A 17,732-nucleotide genomic window follows, 5' to 3' on the forward strand; every position below is an offset into this window, starting at 1 on the left:
CACTCTGCCAGCCTTTCCCTCAGCCGGCAGAACGGGATGCAAAATCCTGAATCAGCCTTCAGGATTCTTCGGCGAGGAACAGCTCAAGAAGGGAGTTTAAGAACAGTTTGCCGTGCTCGGTGATCTGCCAGTATTCATCACACTCGGTGAGATACCCCTGGGCCAGCGCCTCGTCGATCTGCGGGCGAATCACCGATTCCGGCAGCCCGGTGTACAGCGCAAACTCCGCGCGCGGCGCGGCTTCCAGCAGGCGGAAGCGGTTCATAAAGAACTCAAACGGTTTATCTGCCGCCTCTACATCGTGCTGACGCTCCAGGTAGCGGCCTTCCATATACCCGCGCGGGTGGCGCGTTTTGGCGGTACGCAGAATGCGCCCGTCCGGGAAGGTCACCTTGCCGTGCGCGCCGCAGCCAATCCCGAGATAGTCGCCAAAGCGCCAATAGTTCAGGTTGTGCTGACACTGATAGCCCGGCTTCGCGTACGCGGACGTTTCATACTGCTGATAGCCCGCAGCGGTTAACAACTGGTGACCCTGCTCGAAGATATCCCACAGCGCGTCGTCGTCCGGCAGCACCGGCGGGCGGGAACCGAACAGCGTGTTTGGCTCGATGGTGAGCTGGTACCACGACAGATGCGGCGGGTTCAGCGCAATGGCCTGGCGCAGGTCGTCCAGCGCCTCGTCCAGCGACTGATCCGGCAGGCCGTGCATCAAATCGAGGTTGAAGCTGCGAAGATTAAGCCCGGTCGCCAGGTTTGCCGCGCGCTTCGCCTCTTCCGGGCCGTGAATACGCCCCAGACGTTTTAGCTTCGGTTCGCTAAAGCTCTGCACGCCGATGGAGATGCGGTTCACGCCCGCGCGCTGATAGTCGACAAAACGGTCGGCTTCAACGGTGCCGGGGTTGGCTTCCATCGTAATTTCAGCATCCGCCGCCAGGTTCAGGCGCGCACGCACGCCGTCCAGCAGGGTCTGCATAGCCGGACCGGACAGCAGGCTCGGCGTACCGCCACCAATGAAAATGGTCTTAACTTCACGTCCCTGTGCGTAAGGTACATCGGCGTCCAGGTCGGCCAGCAGATGTGCAACGTAGTCATCGTGCGGCACTTCGCCCTTCAGCGCGTGCGAGTTAAAATCGCAGTACGGGCATTTCTGCACGCACCACGGGATGTGAATATAAAGACTCAGAGGCGGCAAATTAGCCATTACGCAGTGCTTCCAGTAACAGTTTCAGCGCGCGTCCACGGTGGGAAATCGCGCTTTTCTCTTCGCGGGTCAGTTCCGCAGCGGTTTTGCCCTCGGTCGGGACAAAGAAAATCGGGTCGTAGCCAAAGCCGCCGTTGCCAGCCGCTTCACGGGTAATCACGCCCGGCCAGCTGCCGTGGCAGACGATAGGCGTAGGGTCTTCCGCGTGACGCAGATAGACCAGTACGCAGTGGAACTGCGCGGTGCGCTGCTCGTCCGGTACGTCTTTCAGGGCGACAAGCAGCTTTTCGAGATTCTGCTGGTCGGTGGCGTCAACGCCGGAGTAGCGCGCGGAGTAAATCCCCGGCGCGCCGCCGAGAAAATCCACGGCCAGGCCGGAGTCGTCGGCAATCGCGGGCAGGCCCGTAATCTGCGCGGCGTGGCGCGCTTTCAGGATCGCGTTTTCGATAAACGTCAGCCCCGTCTCTTCGGCGGACTCCACGCCAAGATCGGTCTGGGCGACCACGTCCAGCCCAAAATCATTTAATAGCGAGGCCAGCTCGCGCACTTTACCGGCGTTGCCGGTCGCGAGAACAACTTTCTGCATGGTTTAGTCCTGTTCTGTCAGAGCCGCGACTTCCGTCGGGATAGATTGCGGATTAAGGATTTTTACCTGTTTATGTCGCCCAAGTTCACCTTTTTCAATGATGACCTGGCTTTTGGCGACGCGAAACTGTTTTGCCAGATATTTGGTCAGATGCGCGTTCGCCTGGCCGTCAACCGGCGGGGCAGTGATGGCGACTTTTAACTCGTCGCCATGCAGCCCAACAATACCGTCACGGCTGGCTTTCGGCTGAATATACAGCCGTAAAACCAGCCCGTTAGCGCAGGTGCTTACTGCACTCATAGCGCCATCCACAGCCCCGGCAGCAGCATATTGCCTGTGGACTGTAACAGCTCAGCGATCCCCATGTTGACCACATAGAGCAGCAGAACCAGGATCATCGGGGAAAAATCGATGCCGCCCATAGACGGAAGCAGGTTACGGATTGGACGCAGCAGCGGCTCTGCCAGCTGAATCAAAGCATACTCCACCGGGCTACGCCCCTGGCTGACCCAGCTCATGATGGCCATCACCAGCAGCACCCAGAAAATAAGCAGACCGATGGTTTTGACCAGAATAAGGACCGCAGCAATCCAGATAATCGGCTGGAAGGTAATGACCATAAACAGCACGATCGCTTTGATAACGCTCAGAATAAACGCCACCAGCAGAGACGAACTGTCGATGGGGCCCATAGCCGGGATAATACGGCGCAATGGTCCGACAACAGGCTGCGTGATTTTCACGACAAACTGCGAGAACGGATTGTAAAAATCACAGCGGGCCCACTGCATCCAGACGCGCAGCAAAAGCGCCATCGTATACAGCTCAAGCACAGTTGAGAGCAGGAAAGTCAACGTCTTCATGGCGTTCCTCAGGTTTCCTTATTATTTTGAGTAGTCGCGCGCACCGAAAATTGCCGTGCCGATGCGCACCATAGTGCTGCCTGCCGCGATGGCGGCTTCCATATCATCCGACATGCCCAGAGAAAGCGTGTCTACCGTGTTATAGCGCGCTTTAAGCGCCTCAAATGCTACAGCCATTTGCTGTGCCACGGCAAACTGCCTTTCATAACTTGACTCAGGCGCCGGAATGGCCATCAGCCCGCGCAGGGTTAAGCGCGGCAGTTCGGCCACCTCTGCGGCCAGCGCGTCCAGCTCGCTCAGCGCAATGCCGGACTTGCTGTTTTCGTCGCTGATGTTGACCTGAATCAGCACGTTAAGCGCTGGTATCTCTGCCGGACGCTGGTCGTTCAGACGTGTCGCAATACGCAGACGGTCGATGGTGTGACACCAGTCGAAGTGCTCTGCCACCAGACGGCTTTTGTTCGACTGCAGCGGGCCAATAAAGTGCCACTGCAGATCCGTCTTCCCCTGTTCCTGGAAGTAGCGAATTTTATCCACGCCTTCCTGCACGTAGTTTTCACCAAACGCCCGCTGGCCTGCGTCAATGGCTTCTGCGATGGCGCTCGCAGGCTTGGTTTTGCTGACTGCAAGCAGCGTAATTTCTTCTGAAGCCCGGCCGCAACGCGCTGCGGCGGCTGAGATTTTGTCCCGGACCTGTGCCAGGTTATGCGCAATGTCGTTCATTTTCCGAGGAGTAGTCTATGGATGTGGAAGAAATTGTGGCCCTTAGTGTAAAGCATAACGTCTCCGATCTACACCTGTGCAGTGATTCGCCACCCCGCTGGCGCAGAACGGGCCGCCTTGAGCCGGCACCGTTTCCTCCTCCTGACGTCGGGGCGTTGTTAAAAGCGTGGCTCAACGATGAGCAGCAGGGGATATGGTGGGCCAGCGGGCAGGTGGATTTTGCCGCGACGGTGGCGGGAGGCCAGCGCCTGCGCGGCAGTGCCTTTAAGCAGATGCGCGGTGTCTCTGTGACGCTGCGGCTGTTGCCGCGTACCTGTCCGCAGCTCGCTTCACTGGGTGCGCCGAGGGCCATCCCGGAACTGTTAACCAATGAGTCCGGGTTGGTTCTGGTGACGGGGGCGACCGGCAGCGGCAAATCCACGACGCTGGCGGCGATGGTTAATTTTCTCAACCACCACACTGACGGCCATATCCTCACGCTCGAAGATCCGGTGGAATTTATCTACCAAAGCGAGCGTTGCCTGATCCAGCAGCGGGAGATCGGTCAGCACAGCCCGTCATTTGCCGACGCGCTGCGCAGTGCCTTACGCCAGGATCCTGACGTGATTCTGCTTGGGGAGTTACGCGACAGCGAAACGATCCGCCTGGCGCTGACGGCGGCGGAGACCGGACATCTGGTGCTGGCGACGCTACATACGCGCGGGGCATCGCAGGCGATTGAACGGCTGGTCGATACGTTCCCGGCGCAGGAGAAAGATCCGGTGCGTAACCAGCTGGCCGGCAGCCTGCGGGCGGTGCTGGCGCAAAAGCTGCTTCCCGATCTCCAGGGCGGGCGCGTCGCGCTGTATGAACTGCTGGTGAACACTGCCGCGGCGGCGAATCTTATTCGTGAAGGGAAAACGTGGCAACTGCCCGGCATCATTCAAACCGGTCAGCAGGCAGGAATGCAGAACTTTGACCAGAGCCTGGCGGAGAGACGGGCGCAGGGGCGGCTGTAGGCCCCTGTGCTTAAAAGCCCTGCTCGAAATAGCTTTCGAGGATGATAACGGCAGAAGCGGAGTCCACGCTGCCTTTGTTGAGCGCCCGGAAGCCGCCGTGCTCAAACAGACCCGCACGCGCTTCGACGGTGCTCAGACGCTCGTCGTGCAGCTTCACGGAGACGCCAAAGCGGCCATGGATTTTGTTGGCGAACTTACGCGCCCGGGCGGTCAGCGGCTGCTCGGTACCGTCCATGTTCAGCGGTAGCCCAACAATCACGTCATCGGGCTGCCACTCCTTGAGCAGGCGCTCGATGAGGTTCCAGTCCGGCGTACCGTCGTTGGCCTTCAGGGCCGTAAGCGGACGCGCGGTACCGGTGATGCGCTGCCCCACGGCGACGCCAATGCTTTTGGTACCAAAATCGAAGGCAAGAAGCGTTCCGCTCATCAGGCGTGCCCCGCTACGCCAGGCATGGTCAGGATATCAATGCCAATCAGCTTTGCCGCGTCACGCCAGCGATCGGCGATAGGGGTTTTAAACAGGATATTCATGTCCGCAGGGGCGGTGAGCCAGGCGTTATCGAGGATCTCCTGCTCAAGCTGGCCTTTCTCCCACGACGAATAGCCCAGCGCCACCAGCACTTCAGAAGGCTGCTCTGCGGTGCCCAGCGTTTCGAGCACGTCACGCGAGGTGGTGATAACGGTCTTGTCGGAGATGCGAATGCTGGAAGAGAATACCGGCGGCGTATGCAGGATAAAACCGCGATCTTCTGCAAGAGGTCCACCCAGCATCACGGGTTTATCAAGCCGGATTTCCGGCAGTCGCGCTTCAGCCGGGATTTTCAGCTTGTCCAGAATTCCTTCAACCTGAAGATTTTCCAGCGGTTTATTAATGATAATGCCCATCGCACCGTCTTCATTGTATTCACAAATATAAACCACGGCGCGGCGAAAAATCGGGTCCTGGAGAGCAGGCATGGCAATAAGAAAGTGATGCTGTAAATTCATTGTCAGAGGTACTGTTTCCTGGTTTAAAAAGCGACAGCGCCCAGTATGGGGACAAACTCAGGCGCTGTCACTAATAGTATTGTTAGGTTATTTTTGTAAACGCTTTTCGATAGCGTCCATCAGCATGCCGGTGATTGAGACAGGGAATTCCGCCTCAATTTCACGAATGCAGGTCGGGCTGGTGACGTTCACTTCGGTAAGACGATCGCCGATGATATCCAGTCCGACGAAGATCAGACCTTTGGCTTTCAGCGTCGGGCCAACGCGGCGGGCAATTTCCCAGTCGCTTTCGGTCAGCGGACGCGGCTCGCCGCGGCCACCGGCGGCCAGATTACCGCGGGTTTCGCCACCCTGCGGGATTCGTGCCAGGCAGTAAGGAACCGGTTCGCCATCTACCACCAGAACGCGTTTGTCACCGTCTTTGATCGCTGGAATATAGTTCTGCGCCATGCAGTAACGCGTGCCCAGTTCGGTCAGCGTTTCGGCAATCACGCCAATGTTCGGATCGCTCTCTTTCACGCGGAAAATCGATGCGCCGCCCATGCCGTCCAGCGGCTTCATGATGATATCGCCGTGCTTCTGCCAGAATTCCTTCAGCTGCGCTTTGCTGCGGGTCACCAGGGTTTCCGGCGTCAGGTCAGAGAACCAGGCGGTGTAGAGCTTCTCGTTGCAGTCGCGCAGGCTCTGCGGCTTGTTGACGATCAGCGTGCCTTTCTCTTCAGCGCGTTCGAGAATATAGGTGCAGTAGATGTATTCGGTGTCGAACGGCGGATCTTTACGCATCAGGATGACGTTGAGATCGGCCAGGGCAATGTCCTGCTCGGTGCCGAATTCGTACCATTTGTCGTAGTTCTGCTCGACGTTAACGATGCGGGTGCGGGCGCGGGCTTCACCGTTGATCAGGTAAAGATCGTTCATCTCCATATAGTGGAGTTCATAGCCGCGACGCTGCGCTTCCAGCAGCATAGCGAAGCTGGAATCTTTCTTGATGTTAATGTTTGCGATGGGGTCCATCACGATGCCGAGCTTGATCATGTTCTTCTCCGTTAATGCTTCAACCCAGATCGCCAAACCGTACCTGTAGCGCGGTAATGGCCGTGAGTGCCGTTGTCTCAGTGCGCAGAACGCGAGGTCCCAACAGAATATCAGTAAACTGGTAACGTGCCGTCATCGCAATTTCGTCCGCCGACAGGCCGCCTTCGGGGCCAATCAGCAGGCGTACGCGCTCAACGGGCAGGGGCAGCGTATTGATGCTGGCGCTGGCGCGCGGATGAAGATTGAGCTTCAGCCCACTGTCCTCTTCTGCACACCACTCCTCCAGATCCATCGCCGGGCGGATCTCCGGAATACGGTTGCGGCCACTCTGTTCGCAAGCCGCAATGGCAATTTTCTGCCACTGCTGGATCTTTTTGTTCAGACGTTCCGCATCCAGTTTAACGCCACAGCGTTCAGAAAAAAGTGGCGTAATGAGGCTTACACCCAGTTCAATGGATTTCTGAATGGTGAACTCCATTTTCTCGCCGCGCGACATCACCTGGCCCAGATGGATGTGCAGCGGTGATTCCCGGTCGTCCACTTCGCCACGCAGGACGTTAACGTGTACGCTTTTTTTATCAGACCGCGTGATTTCCGCGTCGAAAACCTGGTTCGAGCCGTCGAACAGCTGTATTGCCTGACCTGCGCCCATGCGCAGCACGCGGCCAACGTGGTTGGCGGCGTCATCAGACAGGGCGATTTCGCGGCCTGCGGTAATCAGTTCAGGATGGTAAATGCGGGGAATGCGCATAGTCAGAAATTCCATGTGTCATGCGATATAAGCGAATTGCCGTAGTGTAGGTTAGCTCTTTTGCGCCTGGCAAGCCCGCTGGACGTAAGGGTTGTGATTCCCCTGGACTCTGGCGATACGTTCGTCGCGCTGGCATTCCCACTCCGTCACCGGGTACTGCTTGTCCCAGGCGTTGAACAGTTGCGTCTGCTGGCGGGAAAGGTTGAGATCGTAACGGTCGCGCATATAGAAGTAGGTGCGGGCAATGCTGCCGCGCGCGCGGGCAGGGGGCTCGGCGACTTTTTCTTTAAAATCAACCTTCATACCGCACTGGCCGTACTGGCCTTCGCCACCGTTCCACTGGCTGTACATGAAGTTACCCCGGTCGCCGTTCACTTCACCCACGGCAGGCTGCAGGTTATGCATATCGCTTTCCATCTGGCGATACACCGGATCTTTGGCGCAGTTTTTACGTCCGCCATCCTGCCAGCACTGGCGCTGGTGGCCAAACTGCCAGGCCGGAACGACATGCTCCCATTCAATACGGCTGGCGCGGTTTTCGTTTTTACGCACCTTATAGCCGCAGGACTCAAGGTCAACGACCCCTTTTTTACCCTGCCAGTTAATTTTACAGCCGCAGTAGAAATCGCCCGGCACGTCGGCGTTGACCTTTACGCCTGCGGCCTTGGCCTGGGAAAAACTGTTGATACCGTCGGCCAGAGCATGGCCTGAGAGCGCCGTCGTCAGAAAAGCGACCGCGAGAGAAAAATTACGGGACATCTTACACTCCGTGTCAAAACGAGCCCGCAACGTAACGAATGTTGTTCCTGTATGCAATCAGTCAGATCAGGAAAGTTCCTGAAAGTTCAGATGATTATTCCGCAACCAGCGGCTCGCCGCATTTGACGCAGCGGTAGGTCGCCTCGCCACGCACCACGCGATTATGGCGACGGACGGTAAGCTGGTGCTGCTGACACTGGCAGCGGTAGGGGAAGGTATTGCGGCGCACCGATTCCAGCTCGAACTGATGGGTACGGCGTGCCGGAACGCCGAGCACCGCCTCCATCATCCACTTCCACTCTTTTCCATGCGGCGCGACGCGGCCAAAGTGTTTCCACACCAGCAGATGTGCCAGCTCGTGCGGTACCACTTCCTCGATAAACGCCTGCTGGTTTTCCATCATCAGCACCGGGTTAAGGCGGATCTCATACGACTCGAGCCAGGCGGTACCGGCCGAGGTTCCACGCTGCTGGTAGACGAGTTTGGGTTCAGGATAATTGCGACCGAGCTTCAGGTTCGCCTGGGCGAGTTTTTCCCGCAGGCTGCGCATAACGGCCTGCTGAATGGCGATGGGGAGACGGGGTGCTTTCATAGGGGCAGAGCATAAAGCGCGAAGCGGGGAGGCGCAAGAGGCGCCTCCCGCAAGATAATTAGTCGTGAGCGCCGATTTCGCGCAGAGGACGACCTTTCATCAGGTTACGTTCAATATGTTCCAGCGAAACGTGTTTGGTTTCTGGAACCAGCCAGATGGTCAGCACAATAAAGAAGATGTTCAGACCGGCGTAGACCCAGAAGGTGTTCGCGTTGCCCAGGGTATTGAGCATGGTCAGGAACGTTGCGCCGACGATCATGTTGGCAACCCAGTTTGTTGCGGTAGAGCAGGTGATACCAAAATCACGCCCTTTCAGCGGCTGGATCTCCGAGCACAGCACCCAAATCAGCGGACCGGCGCTCATCGCAAACCCGACGATAAACATCAGCAGCATGCCTACCGCAAAGTACTGGGCGGTTGGGGAGTGAATGCCCACATGCATCATGGTACCGAGGACGCCCATACCGGCCGCCATCACCAGGAAGCCCAGCGTCAGGGTTGGCTTACGTCCCCAGCGGTCCACCAGACCGATGGCGATAAAGGTCGCCAGCACGTTGGTCAGACCCACGATGACGGTCCCCCACATCTGCTCGGTGGTGTTGGTATAACCCGCCAGCTCAAAGATTTTTGGCGCGTAGTACATGATGACGTTCATCCCCGTGAACTGCTGCATGACCTGCAGCAGCACGCCAAGGAACACCGCGCGGCGGAAGTTGCTGTTCTCTTTAAACAGCGCCCAGCCGGACTGTTTGACCTTCAGGCTTTCGCGGATCTCTTCCAGCTCGTTTTTTGCCTCCGCGCTGGTATCGCGCAGGCGAAGCAGCACGCGTTCAGCATCGTGGAATCGACGTTTTGCAGCGAACCAGCGCGGGCTGTCCGGCAGGAAGAAGACGCCAATCAGCAGCAGGATGGCCGGGATGATGATCACGCCGAGCATCCAGCGCCATGAGCCGCTGTAGCTAAACGCGGTATCGGAAAGGTACGCGCCCAGGATACCGATGGTGATCATGAGCTGGTACATCGAAATCATACTGCCGCGGATTTTCTCCGGCGCGATTTCAGACAGGTAGAGCGGGGCGGTATAGGACGCCACGCCCACGGCAAGGCCGAGCAGCACGCGTGAAACCAGCAGAACCTCAACGTTAGGCGCTGCGGCAGAGAAGAGTGAACCGGCAACGAACAGGATCGCGCCGATCATCAGGCTCTTTTTACGCCCGAGCTTGAAGGAGAGCCAGCCGCTGCCGACGGCCCCAACGGCAGCGCCAAACATCATGGAGCTGACCACCCATTCCTGGGTGTGAGCGCTAATCTGGAACTCGTCAGTGATGAAAGGTAATGCACCGGCAATCACGCCGATATCCAGGCCAAAAAGTAATCCTGCCAGGGCGGCGAGGAAACAGACGAAGAATGTCATCGCCTTGTTGGACGTACGCCCCTGTTTTTTATTGTCAGGCATTATGCCCTCCAGTTGGGTTATCAGTTTTATTGATGTAAAGGGTAGGTGAGCAACTCGTAAAAATATGTGAGGTTAATCACATAGGTGTAATCGGTTACACTAACGTGGAACCGTAAAAATAATTAAAGCTTTGAAAATATAGAGGTAAACGAGGTGATGCGCATCGCGTTTGTTAGAATTTCGGACTTAACTGAAATGAAATGTAACAGCAGAAGAAAGGCGATCAGGCAAAGAGATTATTCTGAAAGCGGGATATATTCGGCATGGTGTAATCGGTTTCAAACATAAAAAAAGGCCAGCCCGAAGGCTGGCCTTTTAAAAGCGATGTCAGTCGATTACTTCAGACCGGCAGCTTCACGCAGCAGGGCGGCTTTGTCGGTTTTTTCCCATGGGAAATGTTCACGACCAAAGTGACCGTATGCCGCGGTTTCTTTGTAGATTGGGTGCAGCAGATCCAGCATCTGAATCAGGCCGTATGGACGCAGGTCGAAGAACTCGCGCACCAGCAGCGTCAGCTGTTCTGAAGGCACTTTTTCAGTACCGAAGGTTTCAACCATGATGGAGGTTGGTTCAGCCACGCCGATAGCGTAGGAAACCTGGATCTCACAGCGGTCAGCCAGGCCGGCGGCAACGATGTTTTTTGCCACATAACGTGCCGCGTACGCCGCAGAACGGTCAACTTTAGACGGATCTTTACCGGAGAACGCACCGCCACCGTGACGCGCCATGCCGCCGTAGGTATCAACGATGATTTTACGACCGGTCAGACCGCAGTCACCCATTGGGCCGCCGATAACGAAGCGTCCGGTTGGGTTGATGAAGAATTTGGTCGCAGAGCTCAGCCATTCGGTCGGCAGAACCGGCTTGATGATCTCTTCCATCACCGCTTCCTGCAGGGATTTCTGATCGATATCTTCGGAGTGCTGGGTAGACAGAACCACCGCGTCAATACCGACGATCTTACCGTCGTCGTACTGGAAAGTGACCTGGCTTTTCGCATCCGGGCGCAGCCACGGCAGGGTGCCGTTTTTACGCACTTCAGCCTGACGCTGCACCAGACGGTGTGCGTAGGTGACCGGTGCTGGCATCAGCACGTCGGTTTCGTTGGTTGCATAGCCGAACATCAGACCCTGGTCGCCCGCGCCCTGTTCCAGCGGATCGGCACGGTCAACGCCCTGGTTGATGTCTGGAGACTGTTTGCCAATCGCACTCAGTACCGCGCAGGAGTTGGCATCAAAACCCATATCAGAATGCACATAGCCGATCTCACGCACCGTGTTACGGGTGATCTCTTCGATATCAACCCATGCGCTGGTGGTAATCTCACCGCCAACCAGAACCATGCCGGTTTTGACATAGGTTTCACACGCTACGCGCGCTTTTGGATCCTGCGCCAGGATCGCATCCAGCACCGCATCGGAGATTTGGTCAGCAATTTTATCAGGATGTCCTTCTGATACGGACTCGGACGTAAACAGGTGTTTTGCCATGTTTTATTTCACCTAAGAGGAATTTGGTTAGCTCAAGCTGCTGTGTGGAATAGCCAAAGGAGATAATTCTACCAAGGCCTGCAGGTTTTTGACACTGGCAGTATGAGTGTTAATCAGTATAGATGGATTAACATCTGGATGGCTATTTTAGGTCACTTCTTCGCCCGATTTCCAGTTTTTTTTGACTAACCTCTCACTCAGTTGAAATTGCTGCTGGCAATAATTCCTGACGGCCCCGGCAACACGCGCATTTTTGTTTTGCTTTTTAGCCCCCTTCTCGGTATAAAACGCGGCGCGCGGCTCATATAAAATAAGCGCTCGATGAACTCATCGTGTCGCCACTTCCAGCCGGGTTAAGCAGTGAACTTTTAGCTTTGGCTTGGGGTCCGTTTCAGCAGAGGCGGCCGTGGAGGTGATACGAGATAATGAACCATCGTTTTCCGCTAATTCAGCGCAGCCGTTCTGGCGCGTATTTGATTCCCGCAACCCGCATTTCTAGTCTGCAAACCTGCCGATGTTATACCCATCTCGGCGCTTCTCAGGATTCCAGGGCCGGTCACGCTTTGTGAAAACTGAACAAGGGCGCTCTTGTTAATACAAGAGTTTTCTCGTGGTTTCGCCGAACCTTGTCATACAGAGTTCGGATACGTGTTTTACAATGATATGAATAAGAAACCGGTCGCACGGTCTGGATTTCAGCATACTCTGCTGGGAAACGGAGCCGTTTATGGGTTGTTATCGCCGTATAACGCTGCGATAGTAGTCAACTGTTTTACACTTAATACAAAGAGTTGAGGTTCGCTATGTCTGACGACATGTCTTCTTTTTCGCCTTCGTCAGCGGGCGAACAGGGTGTACTACGTTCTATGCAGGAGGTTGCGATGAGCTCCGAGGAAGCCAGCAAGATGCTGCGCACTTACAATATTGCCTGGTGGGGCAATAACTACTACGACGTCAACGAACTGGGCCACATCAGCGTCTGCCCGGATCCCGACGTCCCTGAAGCGCGCGTGGACCTTGCTAAACTGGTGAAAGCCCGTGAAGCTCAGGGCCAGCGTTTGCCTGCACTGTTCTGCTTCCCGCAGATCCTGCAACATCGCCTGCGTTCTATTAACGCCGCCTTCAAGCGCGCGCGTGAGTCCTACGGCTATAAAGGCGACTACTTCCTGGTTTACCCAATCAAGGTAAACCAGCACCGCCGCGTGATTGAATCCCTGATCCACTCCGGCGAGCCGCTGGGGCTGGAGGCTGGCTCCAAAGCGGAGCTGATGGCGGTTCTGGCGCATGCGGGCATGACCCGTTCGGTGATCGTCTGTAACGGCTATAAAGACCGTGAATACATTCGTCTGGCACTGATTGGCGAGAAGATGGGCCACAAGGTCTATCTGGTTATCGAAAAGATGACCGAAATCGCCATCGTGCTGGAAGAGGCCGAGCGTCTGAACGTGGTGCCACGCCTTGGCGTGCGTGCGCGTCTGGCGTCACAGGGTTCCGGTAAATGGCAGTCCTCCGGCGGCGAAAAATCCAAGTTCGGCCTGGCGGCGAACCAGGTGCTGCAGCTGGTGGAAATCCTGCGCGAGCGCGGTCGTCTCGACAGCATTCAGCTGCTGCACTTCCACCTCGGCTCGCAGATGGCCAACATTCGCGACATCGCCACCGGCGTGCGTGAATCCGCGCGGTTCTACGTTGAGCTGCACAAGCTTGGCGTGAACATTCAGTGCTTCGACGTGGGCGGCGGCCTGGGCGTGGACTACGAAGGGACCCGCTCGCAGTCGGACTGCTCCGTGAACTACGGCCTGAACGAATACGCGAACAATATCATCTGGGCGATCGGCGATGCCTGTGAAGAGAACGGCCTGCCGCACCCGACGGTAATCACCGAATCCGGCCGCGCGGTCACCGCGCACCATACGGTGCTGGTCTCTAACATCATCGGCGTTGAGCGTAGCGAAATCACCGAAGCGACGCCTCCGGCAGACGATGCCCCGCGCTCCCTGCAAAGCATGTGGGAAACCTGGCAGGAAATGCACGAGCCGGGCACGCGTCGTTCCCTGCGCGAATGGCTGCACGACAGCCAGATGGACCTGCATGACATCCACGTGGGGTATTCCTCAGGCACCTTCAGCCTGCAGGAGCGCGCGTGGGCGGAGCAGCTCTATCTGAACATGTGCCATGAAGTGCAGAAACAGCTCGACCCGAGCAACCGTGCGCACCGTCCGATTATCGACGAGCTGCAGGAGCGTATGGCGGATAAGATTTACGTCAACTTCTCGCTGTTCCAGTCAATGCCGGATGCCTGGGGTATCGATCAGCTGTTCCCGGTTCTGCCGCTGGAAGGGCTGAACCACGCCCCGGAACGTCGTGCGGTGCTGCTGGACATCACCTGTGACTCCGACGGTGCTATCGACCACTACGTTGACGGCGACGGTATCGCAACGACGATGCCAATGCCGGAGTACGACCCGGAGAACCCGCCGATGCTGGGCTTCTTTATGGTCGGCGCGTATCAGGAGATCCTCGGCAACATGCACAACCTGTTCGGTGATACCGAGGCGGTTGACGTGTTTGTCTTCCCTGACGGCAGCGTGGAAGTTGAGCTGTCTGACGAAGGGGATACCGTGGCGGACATGCTGGAATACGTTCAGCTGGATCCGAAAACCCTGCTGACGCAGTTCCGCGACCAGGTGAAAAACACCGGGCTGGACGATGCGCTGCAGCAGCAATTCCTGGAAGAGTTTGAAGCGGGTCTGTACGGGTACACCTACCTGGAAGACGAGTAGGAAAACCTCCCTCTCCCTGTGGGAGAGGGTCGGGTGAGGGCATCAGCCCGCACAATGCCCTATACTCACTTGAACCCGTATGCATTACCGGCGATAATTCGCCCCAATAAGCGATTTACGAATCAATCCCTTCCTCGTCGGGTTTAACGACGCGGAGGGGATTTTTTTTCATCTGTTTTTAATGTATCGACTTTAAAAGAGGTCAGGACATGAGCACTTTAGGTCATCAGTACGATAACTCTCTGGTATCTAACGCGTTTGGTTTTTTACGCCTTCCAATGAACTTCCAGCCGTACGACAGCGACGCGGACTGGGTGATCACCGGCGTGCCGTTCGATATGGCAACATCTGGCCGTGCGGGTGGTCGCCACGGCCCGGCGGCGATTCGTCAGGTTTCCACTAACCTGGCCTGGGAGCATAACCGCTTCCCGTGGAACTTCGACATGCGCGAGCGCCTGAACGTGGTGGACTGCGGTGACCTGGTGTATGCCTTTGGTGACGCGCGTGAGATGAGCGAAAAGCTGCAGGCGCACGCCGAGAAGCTGCTGGCTGCCGGTAAGCGCATGCTCTCCTTCGGCGGCGACCATTTCGTGACCCTGCCGCTGCTGCGCGCCCACGCGAAGCACTTCGGTAAAATGGCGCTGGTACACTTTGATGCGCATACCGACACCTACGCGAACGGCTGTGAGTTTGACCACGGTACCATGTTCTTCACCGCGCCGAACGAAGGTCTGATCGACCCGAACCACTCCGTGCAGATCGGTATTCGCACCGAGTTCGACAAGGACAACGGTTTCACCGTGCTGGATGCGGGTCAGGTTAACGATCGCGGCGTAGATGACATCCTCGCGCAGGTGAAGCAGATCGTGGGTGATATGCCTGTGTATCTGACCTTCGACATCGACTGCCTGGATCCGGCATTTGCACCGGGTACCGGTACGCCGGTGATCGGCGGCCTGACCTCAGACCGCGCCATCAAGCTGGTACGCGGCCTGAAGGATCTGAACATTGTCGGGATGGACGTGGTGGAAGTGGCGCCTGCGTATGACCAGTCCGAAATCACTGCGCTGGCCGCAGCGACCCTGGCACTGGAAATGCTCTACATCCAGGCTGCTAAAAAAGGCGAATAAGCCTCTCCTGGCGTGAAAAAAACCTCTCCATGGAGAGGTTTTTTATTGCCTTTAGAACACGTTAAACGGGTATTCCACGTAAGCGCGGATTTCGTCCCCGCCCACGTTATAGTCGCTGGCGTTGCTTGAGACGCGCAGCACGGAGTAGCGCAGTTTCAGTTTCAGATCCTTCGCCGGGCCATCCTGCACCTGGTACTGGATCTGGTTAAACCACTCGTGCTCTTTACCGTTGCTGGTTTCAGCGGTTTTGATGTTATCGCCGCGCACGTAGGCGGTGGTCCAGCTCAGGCCCGGTAAACCAAGGCCGCCAAAGTCCAGACCGTAGGATGCCTGCCAGGAACGTTCATCTTCGCCGTTAAAATCAGACCAGTAGGAGTTCGCCAGCCAGATGGTGTTACCGCCGTCACCCACGCCGCCCTGGTCGCGATAGCCGCCATAGTTGTAGCCGGTGCTGCCGCTGCTCTGCTGGTAGGCCACTTTGAACGTGTGAATATCCCAGATGTAGCTCGCCGCCAGGCTCCAGATAGCGTTGCTGCGGCCCGTGTCGATGCTGTCAGCGTAACCCTGGTCCAGACGGGAGTTATAGCCGTTGAAGTCGAGCACCAGCTGCTGCCCGGTGCTAAACGGCTGTTTGAAGTTCAGACCCAGATACTGCTTGTTCATCACCTCTTCATTATGAGAGGCGTAAAGCGCGCCGCTGAACTGGTCGTTGAACTGGTAGCTTGCGCCGCCGAAGGAGAGGCTCTTCAGCCCGCTGTCGTGGCGGTCATCGCTTTTACGCTGCTCGTCGGTGAAGTAACCGGCGTTGATTTCCAGACCGTCGATCTCTTTCGAGGTGAGCATGGTGCCGGTGTAGCTTTCAAACAGCAGGCGGGAGCTGTCGGCATTGACGATGGGCAGCTCAGGACGCTGATTCCCGTAGCTCAGCACGGTGTTCGATATGCGCATTTTGGCGGTAGCGCCAAACTTTGCCAGATCGGATTTTGCCCGGCCATCATCTTCCTGTTTAAAGAAGTCGATGCCGCCTGCGCCGCTTTTGCCCCGGCCGCCGTCCAGGCGCACGCCGTATTGAGCAATTCCGTCCACACCAAAGCCCACCAGCCCTTCGGTATAGCCGGATGCAAACGTGGCGATGATCCCCTGACCCCATTCGGCTTTGTCCTGCTGGCCCTGATGGTAGTCGCGGCTGATATAGGCATTGCGTAAAAACAGATCCAGATGGCTGTCGTCAATAAAACCCTGACTGTCGGATTGCTGGCTTGCAGCGGCAGGTAATGCGGCAAATAAACTTAAAGCAATTAATGATAATTCTTTTTTCACGGAGGGAACGTCTCTGTCTGGATATATTAATTTGAATAACTGCGGAAGTGATAATTACCGGAAAAAGTGACCTTTGCAATAATTATGTGACCAGGTGTTTCAATGTGGCAGGGTAGATTTGGCGGGGCTTGCAGGGGTGTTATCGATACGTGCTGTTAAGTTAACAATTCATGCGAAATAAAAGGGAGGCAAATATGCCTCCCGGTAAAATTATTTAATTCCGTCTGCGGCCATACGGTCGCGAATATGCTGTGCGCGCTCTTCTGAGGCTGGGTGATCGTCAAACATGGAGCTTTGACGTCCCGCTTCCAGTTTGGCCAGTTTTTCAAAGCTGGTGGCTAAACCTGATGGATTAATGCCGCGTTTGCGCAACAGATCGTAGGAGTAATCATCCGCTTCGGACTCCTGACGCTGGGAGAACTGGGAGTTAACCAGCTTTTCACCCACGTCGCCAAGCTGCGACTGCGACAGGCTGCCAACGATACCGCCCGCTGAGGCCGCCGCAGCGCGGATGGCGTTAGTGCCTAAAGCAACCTGCATCCCTTTCTTCACGTGGCCCAGGGCAACGTGGCCCATTTCATGGCCGATGACCGCTTCCACTTCGTTGTCGGTCATCATGTCCATCAGCCCGCTATAGACGCGGATGCAGCCGTTCGCCATCGCGAAGGCGTTCACGTCTTTCGCCATGTACACCTTGTAGTTCACCGGCTGGCCGTTGATGTTGTCGCCCAGCGCAGAAGCAATCTTATTCAGACGCTGCGTGTAGGTACTGTTAGCCGGCGCAAGCGTGGCTTTTCCGTCCATATCTTTACAGGCCTGGTCGCTCAGCGCTTTCACCTGCGCATCGCTCAGGGAATAGGCCTGAAAGGCCTCTGCGCCTGACGTCATCAGACCGTTAGAATCCATATTCTGACAGCCGCTCAGCAGGAGCGTTGTACCCAAGGCCAGCACTATTGCACGCATTTTCATGAGGTTGCTTCCGTACTCGTTAATCTGAATAAAATCCGAAAAGTGCACCGTCAGCGAAGCCGGTGTCGGGCTAAGTATAAGGAATATCGACA

General features: G+C 56.5%; 20 protein-coding genes. 5 read left to right on the forward strand and 15 right to left on the reverse strand.

What is annotated here, in order from left to right; genetic code table 11:
- Positions 1 to 58 precede the first annotated feature (58 nt).
- The 5 genes from hemW to AC0TNG_RS05740 are packed head-to-tail and all read right to left on the reverse strand — an operon-like array spanning position 59 to position 3,373.
- Entirely contained in the window at positions 59 to 1,201 is a 1,143-nt protein-coding gene (hemW, locus tag AC0TNG_RS05720; protein ID WP_473713195.1) for a radical SAM family heme chaperone HemW, read from the reverse strand.
- Positions 1,194 to 1,787 carry an XTP/dITP diphosphatase gene (locus AC0TNG_RS05725; protein ID WP_032643339.1) on the reverse strand — a complete coding sequence of 198 codons (594 nt, stop codon included), beginning with the start codon at positions 1,785 to 1,787 and terminating at the stop codon, positions 1,194 to 1,196. The genes hemW and AC0TNG_RS05725 overlap by 8 nt, the downstream gene beginning before the upstream one ends.
- 3 nt (positions 1,788 to 1,790) lie before the next feature.
- Positions 1,791 to 2,087, reverse strand: a complete 297-nt coding sequence (gene yggU, locus AC0TNG_RS05730; RefSeq protein ID WP_248246085.1) for a DUF167 family protein YggU — start codon at positions 2,085 to 2,087, stop codon at positions 1,791 to 1,793.
- Positions 2,084 to 2,650 carry a YggT family protein gene (locus AC0TNG_RS05735; RefSeq protein WP_024906554.1) on the reverse strand — a complete coding sequence of 189 codons (567 nt, stop codon included), beginning with the start codon at positions 2,648 to 2,650 and terminating at the stop codon, positions 2,084 to 2,086. The genes yggU and AC0TNG_RS05735 overlap by 4 nt, the downstream gene beginning before the upstream one ends.
- A gap of 21 nt (positions 2,651 to 2,671) precedes the next feature.
- Positions 2,672 to 3,373, reverse strand: a complete 702-nt coding sequence (locus AC0TNG_RS05740; protein ID WP_157189707.1) for a YggS family pyridoxal phosphate-dependent enzyme — start codon at positions 3,371 to 3,373, stop codon at positions 2,672 to 2,674.
- 17 nt (positions 3,374 to 3,390) lie between these two features.
- Between AC0TNG_RS05740 and AC0TNG_RS05745 the strand changes: the two genes are divergently transcribed.
- Complete coding sequence (locus tag AC0TNG_RS05745; protein WP_473713194.1) at positions 3,391 to 4,371, forward strand: type IV pilus twitching motility protein PilT; 981 nt, start codon at positions 3,391 to 3,393, stop codon at positions 4,369 to 4,371.
- Between the two features lie 10 nt (positions 4,372 to 4,381).
- Here AC0TNG_RS05745 and ruvX read toward each other — a convergent pair whose 3' ends face one another.
- From ruvX to metK, 8 genes are all read right to left on the reverse strand, one after another.
- Positions 4,382 to 4,798, reverse strand: coding sequence for a Holliday junction resolvase RuvX (gene ruvX / locus AC0TNG_RS05750; protein ID WP_021242076.1), 417 nt, complete (start codon positions 4,796 to 4,798; stop codon positions 4,382 to 4,384).
- Entirely contained in the window at positions 4,798 to 5,358 is a 561-nt protein-coding gene (locus AC0TNG_RS05755) for a YqgE/AlgH family protein (protein WP_032645077.1), read from the reverse strand. The genes ruvX and AC0TNG_RS05755 overlap by 1 nt, the downstream gene beginning before the upstream one ends.
- Positions 5,359 to 5,445: 87 nt before the next feature.
- Complete coding sequence (gene gshB / locus AC0TNG_RS05760; RefSeq protein ID WP_024906557.1) at positions 5,446 to 6,393, reverse strand: glutathione synthase; 948 nt, start codon at positions 6,391 to 6,393, stop codon at positions 5,446 to 5,448.
- 19 nt (positions 6,394 to 6,412) lie between these two features.
- Complete coding sequence (rsmE, locus tag AC0TNG_RS05765; RefSeq protein WP_024906558.1) at positions 6,413 to 7,144, reverse strand: 16S rRNA (uracil(1498)-N(3))-methyltransferase; 732 nt, start codon at positions 7,142 to 7,144, stop codon at positions 6,413 to 6,415.
- A 51-nt stretch (positions 7,145 to 7,195) separates the two neighbouring features.
- Positions 7,196 to 7,903 (reverse strand): deoxyribonuclease I, encoded by a 708-nt coding sequence (gene endA / locus AC0TNG_RS05770; protein WP_023333343.1) that lies wholly within the window; start codon positions 7,901 to 7,903, stop codon positions 7,196 to 7,198.
- A 94-nt stretch (positions 7,904 to 7,997) separates the two neighbouring features.
- Positions 7,998 to 8,495, reverse strand: coding sequence for a SprT family zinc-dependent metalloprotease (locus AC0TNG_RS05775; RefSeq protein ID WP_032650144.1), 498 nt, complete (start codon positions 8,493 to 8,495; stop codon positions 7,998 to 8,000).
- 58 nt (positions 8,496 to 8,553) lie between these two features.
- Positions 8,554 to 9,951 carry a galactose/proton symporter gene (gene galP, locus AC0TNG_RS05780; protein ID WP_157189703.1) on the reverse strand — a complete coding sequence of 466 codons (1,398 nt, stop codon included), beginning with the start codon at positions 9,949 to 9,951 and terminating at the stop codon, positions 8,554 to 8,556.
- Between the two features lie 335 nt (positions 9,952 to 10,286).
- A complete protein-coding gene (gene metK / locus AC0TNG_RS05785) occupies positions 10,287 to 11,441 on the reverse strand; it encodes a methionine adenosyltransferase (protein ID WP_010435443.1) in 1,155 nt (384 codons plus the stop codon).
- Positions 11,442 to 11,866: 425 nt separating this feature from the next.
- Here metK and AC0TNG_RS05790 point away from each other — a divergent pair, with 425 nt between their 5' ends.
- From AC0TNG_RS05790 to speB, 4 genes are all read left to right on the forward strand, one after another.
- Entirely contained in the window at positions 11,867 to 12,010 is a 144-nt protein-coding gene (locus AC0TNG_RS05790) for a hypothetical protein (RefSeq protein ID WP_419716730.1), read from the forward strand.
- A 94-nt stretch (positions 12,011 to 12,104) separates the two neighbouring features.
- Positions 12,105 to 12,236 carry an acid stress response protein YqgB gene (gene yqgB / locus AC0TNG_RS05795; RefSeq protein ID WP_127312443.1) on the forward strand — a complete coding sequence of 44 codons (132 nt, stop codon included), beginning with the start codon at positions 12,105 to 12,107 and terminating at the stop codon, positions 12,234 to 12,236.
- 8 nt (positions 12,237 to 12,244) lie between these two features.
- Positions 12,245 to 14,221: a biosynthetic arginine decarboxylase gene (gene speA, locus AC0TNG_RS05800; RefSeq protein ID WP_024906561.1), complete on the forward strand. Its 1,977-nt coding sequence runs from the start codon at positions 12,245 to 12,247 to the stop codon at positions 14,219 to 14,221.
- 209 nt (positions 14,222 to 14,430) lie between these two features.
- The gene (gene speB, locus AC0TNG_RS05805) at positions 14,431 to 15,351 is read left to right on the forward strand and encodes an agmatinase (RefSeq protein ID WP_008499737.1); all 921 of its coding nucleotides are present in this window, start codon (positions 14,431 to 14,433) and stop codon (positions 15,349 to 15,351) included.
- Between the two features lie 51 nt (positions 15,352 to 15,402).
- On the opposite strand, the gene AC0TNG_RS05810 is transcribed toward speB, so the two are convergent.
- Both AC0TNG_RS05810 and loiP read right to left on the reverse strand, forming a co-directional pair.
- Entirely contained in the window at positions 15,403 to 16,671 is a 1,269-nt protein-coding gene (locus AC0TNG_RS05810; RefSeq protein ID WP_024906562.1) for an OprD family outer membrane porin, read from the reverse strand.
- 210 nt (positions 16,672 to 16,881) lie between these two features.
- Positions 16,882 to 17,640: a metalloprotease LoiP gene (loiP, locus tag AC0TNG_RS05815; RefSeq protein WP_021242066.1), complete on the reverse strand. Its 759-nt coding sequence runs from the start codon at positions 17,638 to 17,640 to the stop codon at positions 16,882 to 16,884.
- Positions 17,641 to 17,732 lie beyond the last annotated feature (92 nt).

Source organism: Enterobacter sp. PL_is514, from assembly GCF_055816715.1.

What these genes read in the sequence shown, in the direction of transcription:
- AC0TNG_RS05735 (WP_024906554.1), bottom strand. Translation starts at nt 2,650, where the DNA reads ATGAAGACGTTGACTTTCCTGCTCTCAACTGTGCTTGAGCTGTATACG.
- AC0TNG_RS05755 (WP_032645077.1), bottom strand. Translation starts at nt 5,358, where the DNA reads ATGAATTTACAGCATCACTTTCTTATTGCCATGCCTGCTCTCCAGGAC.
- AC0TNG_RS05775 (WP_032650144.1), bottom strand. Translation starts at nt 8,495, where the DNA reads ATGAAAGCACCCCGTCTCCCCATCGCCATTCAGCAGGCCGTTATGCGC.
- yggU (WP_248246085.1), bottom strand. Translation starts at nt 2,087, where the DNA reads ATGAGTGCAGTAAGCACCTGCGCTAACGGGCTGGTTTTACGGCTGTAT.
- AC0TNG_RS05740 (WP_157189707.1), bottom strand. Translation starts at nt 3,373, where the DNA reads ATGAACGACATTGCGCATAACCTGGCACAGGTCCGGGACAAAATCTCA.
- galP (WP_157189703.1), bottom strand. Translation starts at nt 9,951, where the DNA reads ATGCCTGACAATAAAAAACAGGGGCGTACGTCCAACAAGGCGATGACA.
- speB (WP_008499737.1), top strand. Translation starts at nt 14,431, where the DNA reads ATGAGCACTTTAGGTCATCAGTACGATAACTCTCTGGTATCTAACGCG.
- gshB (WP_024906557.1), bottom strand. Translation starts at nt 6,393, where the DNA reads ATGATCAAGCTCGGCATCGTGATGGACCCCATCGCAAACATTAACATC.
- AC0TNG_RS05725 (WP_032643339.1), bottom strand. Translation starts at nt 1,787, where the DNA reads ATGCAGAAAGTTGTTCTCGCGACCGGCAACGCCGGTAAAGTGCGCGAG.
- metK (WP_010435443.1), bottom strand. Translation starts at nt 11,441, where the DNA reads ATGGCAAAACACCTGTTTACGTCCGAGTCCGTATCAGAAGGACATCCT.
- AC0TNG_RS05790 (WP_419716730.1), top strand. Translation starts at nt 11,867, where the DNA reads ATGAACCATCGTTTTCCGCTAATTCAGCGCAGCCGTTCTGGCGCGTAT.
- AC0TNG_RS05745 (WP_473713194.1), top strand. Translation starts at nt 3,391, where the DNA reads ATGGATGTGGAAGAAATTGTGGCCCTTAGTGTAAAGCATAACGTCTCC.
- hemW (WP_473713195.1), bottom strand. Translation starts at nt 1,201, where the DNA reads ATGGCTAATTTGCCGCCTCTGAGTCTTTATATTCACATCCCGTGGTGC.
- rsmE (WP_024906558.1), bottom strand. Translation starts at nt 7,144, where the DNA reads ATGCGCATTCCCCGCATTTACCATCCTGAACTGATTACCGCAGGCCGC.
- loiP (WP_021242066.1), bottom strand. Translation starts at nt 17,640, where the DNA reads ATGAAAATGCGTGCAATAGTGCTGGCCTTGGGTACAACGCTCCTGCTG.
- endA (WP_023333343.1), bottom strand. Translation starts at nt 7,903, where the DNA reads ATGTCCCGTAATTTTTCTCTCGCGGTCGCTTTTCTGACGACGGCGCTC.
- yqgB (WP_127312443.1), top strand. Translation starts at nt 12,105, where the DNA reads ATGAATAAGAAACCGGTCGCACGGTCTGGATTTCAGCATACTCTGCTG.
- ruvX (WP_021242076.1), bottom strand. Translation starts at nt 4,798, where the DNA reads ATGAGCGGAACGCTTCTTGCCTTCGATTTTGGTACCAAAAGCATTGGC.
- speA (WP_024906561.1), top strand. Translation starts at nt 12,245, where the DNA reads ATGTCTGACGACATGTCTTCTTTTTCGCCTTCGTCAGCGGGCGAACAG.